Raw genomic sequence first — 3830 nt, forward strand, 5'->3', positions numbered from 1 at the left:
ACCACCAACACAAGGATCAATCTCAGGTCTCTTATTGGCCAAGGCTTTTGATGAAGCAGGTATTCCAGCTGGAGTATTGAATACCATTACTGGACGTGGTTCTGAGATTGGAGATTACATTATTGAGCACAAAGAAGTGAACTTTATCAACTTTACGGGTTCAACACCAATTGGTGAGCGAATCGGTCGCCTGGCTGGTATGCGGCCTATCATGCTTGAACTTGGTGGAAAAGACGCAGCTATAGTATTAGAAGATGCTGATTTGGAACACGCAGCCAAGCAAATCGTAGCTGGTGCCTTTAGTTATTCAGGGCAACGTTGTACAGCTATCAAGCGTGTATTGGTCGTTGATAGTGTAGCAGACAAATTAGCAGACTTACTCCAGACTGAAGTGGCAAAGCTAACAGTAGGTAATCCATTCGACAATGCAGATATTACACCTGTTATTGACAATGCTTCAGCTGATTTCATCTGGGGATTGATTGAAGATGCTCAGGATAAAGGAGCCAAAGCGCTCAGCCCAATCAAACGTGAGAATAATCTCATTTGGCCAGGACTTTTTGATTATGTCACAAGAGATATGAAATTAGCCTGGGAAGAACCATTTGGACCCGTTTTACCGATTATTCGTGTCGCAGATGTAGAAGAAGCGATTGCCATCGCAAATCAATCTGAGTTTGGACTTCAGTCATCTGTATTTACAAATGATTTTAAAAAAGCTTTTGAAATTGCTGAAAAACTTGAAGTGGGAACAGTTCATATCAATAATAAAACACAACGAGGACCAGATAACTTCCCATTTCTCGGTGTAAAAGGATCCGGTGCAGGGGTTCAAGGTATCAGATATAGTATAGAAGCCATGACAAATGTTAAATCTATTGTTTTTGATATGAAATAATTTTAAAAATCAGGGCAAAATTCCTGATTTTATTTTCAATATAAATTTACTATAAAAAAGGAATACGAACAATAGTATATAAATTGAAAAGAATATATGTGAATAAACATTATTTTTTGCCAAATAGATGAAAGTACTTAAAATCTTAAGATAATTTTTTGAAGGCTTTCATAAAAATATAACATTAATTACGGAAATCTCTTGAAAGTTCCCTCAAAAGATAGTATAATAGAAACATAGAAAACGCTTACATAAAGAAAGGGGATTGAATGAACAATTTTGAAGCTTTAAGAACCTTTACAACTGGAGAGAATATCCATCTTCAGCATTATCTCGGAGCACATAGAGAGGAGCTTAACGGAGAATTAGGGTATACATTTAGAGTTTGGGCACCAAATGCTCAAGCAGTTCATTTAGTAGGTGACTTTACTAACTGGATAGAAAATCAAATTCCTATGGTTCGAAATGAATTTGGAGTTTGGGAAGTTTTTACTAGCTTAGCTCAAGAAGGGCAAATCTATAAATACCATATCACTCGTGCAAATGGTCATCAGATTATGAAGGTTGATCCTTTGGCCCTCCGTTTTGAAGCTCGCCCTGGTACAGGAGCTATTCTAACAAATATTCCTGACAAGAAATGGAAGGATGGTCTTTGGTTAGCACGTAGAAAACGGCTAGGTTTCGCAGAACGTCCAGTCAATATCTATGAAGCGCACGCTGGCTCTTGGAAGAGAAATCCAGATGGTAGTCCTTATAGCTTTGCACAACTAAAAGAAGAGTTGATTCCATATCTTGTTGAGATGAACTATACTCACATTGAGTTCATGCCTTTAATGGCGCATCCGCTTGGTTTGAGTTGGGGATATCAGCTCATGGGGTATTTTGCTTTAGAACATTGCTATGGGCGACCTGAAGAATTTCAGGATTTTGTTGAGGAATGCCATTTAAATAACATCGGTGTAATTGTGGACTGGGTTCCAGGTCATTTCACTATCAATGATGATGCCCTTGCTTATTATGATGGAACTCCGACTTTTGAATACCAAGACCACAACAAGGCCCATAACTACGGTTGGGGAGCTCTTAACTTTGACCTTGGGAAGAATGAAGTTCAGTCTTTCTTGATTTCTAGTATCAAACACTGGATTGAGTTTTATCATTTAGACGGTATTCGAGTAGATGCGGTTAGCAACATCCTCTATCTCGACTACGATAATGCTCCATGGACTCCAAATAAAGACGGCGGAAACCTCAACTACGAAGGCTACTATTTCCTTCAACGCTTAAATGATGTGATCAAGTCAGAGCACCCAGATGTGATGATGATTGCAGAAGAAAGTTCGTCAGCTACCCAGATTACTGGTTCGAAAGAGTCAGGTGGACTTGGCTTTGACTATAAGTGGAACATGGGCTGGATGAATGATATTCTTCGTTTCTATGAGGAAGATCCTATTTATCGTAAGTATGATTTTAATCTAGTGACTTTCAGCTTTATGTATGTTTTCAAAGAAAACTACCTCTTGCCATTTTCACACGATGAAGTCGTTCACGGCAAGAAGAGTATGATGCACAAGATGTGGGGCGATCGCTACAATCAATTTGCAGGCTTGCGCAATCTTTACACCTATCAAATTTGCCACCCTGGTAAAAAATTGCTCTTTATGGGAAGTGAATACGGTCAATTTTTAGAATGGAAATCTGAAGAGCAATTAGAATGGTCAAACTTAGAAGATTACATGAACTCTAAGATGAAACACTTTACTTCGCAGCTTAATCAATTTTACAAAGACCATCGTTGTCTTTGGGAGATTGATACTAGCTATGACGGTATTGAAATCATCGATGCAGATAATAGAGATCAGAGTGTCCTTTCCTTTATTCGTAAGAGTAAAAAAGATGAGATGTTAGTCTGCGTCTTTAATATGGCACCGGTTGAACGTAAAGACTTTACAATCGGACTTCCTGTCGCAGGTGTCTATGAAGAAGTTTGGAATACAGAATTAGAAGAATGGGGAGGAGTGTGGAAAGAACACAATCAAACGGTTCAAACTCAAGAAGGTTTATGGAAGGATTACAAGCAGACCTTGACCTTCACCTTGCCTGCAATGGGAGCAAGTATTTGGAAGATTAAGCGTCGTTTGAAACCGACTAAGCAAAAAGAGTAGAATGCTATTGATTAGATGATATTGTAAGATTTTACTAGTTGGTTTACTTGGATTGGACTTGAAACACAAGAAAAATGGACTTCCTATTATTTTTATAAAAAGTTTGACTTCCGACCTTCTTACGATTTTAACGTTCACATGTCTATAAAAAGGAGTAGAAAATGAAGAATGAAATGCTAGCTTTGATCCTTGCGGGTGGGCAAGGAACACGTCTCGGAAAACTCACTCAAAGCATTGCCAAACCAGCAGTGCAATTCGGTGGGCGCTACCGTATCATTGACTTTGCGCTTTCAAACTGTGCTAACTCTGGGATTCACAATGTCGGTGTTATTACTCAGTACCAGCCTCTCGCCTTGAACAACCATATCGGAAATGGGTCCAGCTGGGGCTTGGATGGTATTAGTTCAGGGGTCTCAATCCTGCAACCTTATTCCGCAAGTGAAGGAAACCGTTGGTTTGAAGGGACCAGTCACGCTATCTACCAAAATATCGACTATATTGATAGTGTTAATCCTGAGTATGTTTTGATTCTTTCTGGTGACCACATCTACAAGATGGATTACGATGATATGCTTCAGTCCCATAAGGATAACAATGCCAGTTTGACAGTAGCTGTCCTAGACGTACCTCTCAAAGAAGCTAGCCGTTTTGGTATCATGAATACAGATGCCAATAACCGTATCGTTGAATTCGAAGAAAAACCTGCTCAACCTAAGTCTACAAAGGCTTCTATGGGGATTTATATCTTTGACTGGAAACGACTTCGC

The 3830-nt window shown here is 39.2% G+C and carries 3 protein-coding genes; all 3 read left to right on the plus strand.

What is annotated here, in order from left to right:
* Positions 1-898: aldehyde dehydrogenase family protein (locus tag SORDD24_RS11580; RefSeq protein ID WP_231082664.1), on the plus strand; the 898-nt coding region annotated here is incomplete at its 5' end.
* 269 nt (positions 899-1167) lie between these two features.
* A complete protein-coding gene (gene glgB / locus SORDD24_RS02550; protein ID WP_061407156.1) occupies positions 1168-3063 on the plus strand; it encodes a 1,4-alpha-glucan branching protein GlgB in 1896 nt (631 codons plus the stop codon).
* A 161-nt stretch (positions 3064-3224) separates the two neighbouring features.
* Positions 3225-3830 (plus strand): sugar phosphate nucleotidyltransferase (locus SORDD24_RS11585; protein WP_231082665.1); only part of this gene is annotated, 606 nt, incomplete at its 3' end.

It is taken from the genome of Streptococcus oralis (genome assembly GCF_001579175.1).
Classification (GTDB): Bacteria; Bacillota; Bacilli; order Lactobacillales; family Streptococcaceae; genus Streptococcus; species Streptococcus oralis_O.

Excerpts from the sequence above, each read along its gene's own strand:
- glgB (WP_061407156.1), top strand. The coding sequence starts at position 1,168 with ATGAACAATTTTGAAGCTTTAAGAACCTTTACAACTGGAGAGAATATC.